Here is a 1,533-nt window from a genome sequence, read left to right on the forward strand (position 1 = left end):
ATCTGGCCTTTACGCAGCCAGCTCTTGATGGTGTTTCGCGCAATCCCCGTGCGCCTCTCGATTTCCTTGATCGGCACGCCTTCTCGCAGGTGCAGCCTCCGGATCTTCGCAAGTGTTCCCACTTTGATCACTCCTTGACTCCCTCTGCTCAAAAGTTAAGCAGAGGACTTTATTCAAGGGGTCAAATTTGGATGAAAAAACTCAGCTCAAAGGGGTCAGATTTGCTCGGAAATCAACAATCAACCGGATTCTGCGCACACGGGACCTACGTGATGTGGCGTGTCGAACAAGTCGCGACGGCGGAAGCTCGGAAGGTTTAGGAGTGCAGCTCGCTCGGATTGTGCTTAAGGCGCAACGTACTAATCGCGGACCACAGCTACTGAACGTTCGAATTGCTTCACGGCCTTCCGGACGGGGACATCATGGGCGCGGCCGCACCTTCGTTTATGGAGCAACCCTGCGCGATACGCGGACGCGGTGATTCAACGCCTGGGTGATGAAGAGGACGCGTCGTCACATGGGCTGGAAGCTACCGAAGCCCGAAGCTCCAGCGATCAGCGTGGGAAGTGGGCTAAGTGCCCGGCCTCCGCGCGATCTTCACTGGCGCGCCGCCGAAACGCTGCTTAGACCGATGCGACGCCACACCGGCGTCCATTTCATGAACATGCCCCGGCAGCCACACGAGCAATTCGGTCGCGAGGCGATTGATGAGCAGTGCCTTCTTCTCTGCCGCGACATCGACCTGAGTCAGCACCACCATCACCTCGTCAAGTGAGTTCAACACCGCCGCATGTTCGTCCAAGTGGCACTTGGCGTTGCCATCCGCCATGGCCCTTAGCTCAATGTCTTCCAGAGCGAAATGCCTTGAGGCGTGCTCGCGCACCGCTTCGAGACGGCGAGACACTTCATCTAAGGGTGCATCGCGGAGTTGGAGAACAAGGTCCTCAAGTCTCAGATGGTCCTCATCGAGCACGGAGTCGCCAAGCGTCAGCGGATGATTCATAGCGAATGTCTGTTAGGTAGTCGGAATCAATTGTCGCCCAGCCTCGGGGACGTATTTGCGGACGCACTAGGTCTCACCCGGCCGCTCAGATGTTTCCTGGACGATCCCGCCTGAGTCATTTTGGATCTGCCGAATTTCCATGCATCGGGGTTCCACCGCCAGTGACTCGCAAGGCTGGCATCTTCTCGTCCCTCGTGCGACAAGGCAGTCGCGAATCGTCGAAACTGAACCCCATTTTCATTCATAGCGCGACGACTTCGGCCAGCGCAACTTCGTCGATCCTCGCAGGAACATCGCCACCAATCCCAAGGCAGGACCAAGCGCAAGCCAGGTCACGGCCGCTTCTCCTTTTGAGCCGAACAGCTCAGTGACCAGGCTGATCGACATGATGCTGATGGCAAAGCCGATCGCGTTTTGCACCGCCAGCGCGCTGCCTATCAGATCTGCGGAGCAGGCCTGGCTCGAGAGACTGGAGAACTGCGCCGAGTCCGCCACAACTGTGGCGCCCCAGAACACAAGCACTGCTAGCC

1 protein-coding gene and 1 pseudogene are annotated in these 1,533 nt (G+C 58.0%); both read right to left on the bottom strand.

Features of this window, described 5'->3' with window-relative positions; translation table 11 throughout:
- Nucleotides 1-571 precede the first annotated feature (571 nt).
- Nucleotides 572-1,003 (bottom strand): hemerythrin domain-containing protein, encoded by a 432-nt coding sequence (locus EJO71_RS34200; RefSeq protein WP_125953066.1) that lies wholly within the window; start codon nt 1,001-1,003, stop codon nt 572-574.
- 237 nt (nt 1,004-1,240) lie between these two features.
- Nucleotides 1,241-1,533 (bottom strand): annotated as a pseudogene (locus tag EJO71_RS34575) (MFS transporter); the annotation flags it as partial.

The organism is Variovorax sp. 679 (genome assembly GCF_003952185.1).
GTDB lineage: Bacteria > Pseudomonadota > Gammaproteobacteria > Burkholderiales > Burkholderiaceae_C > Variovorax.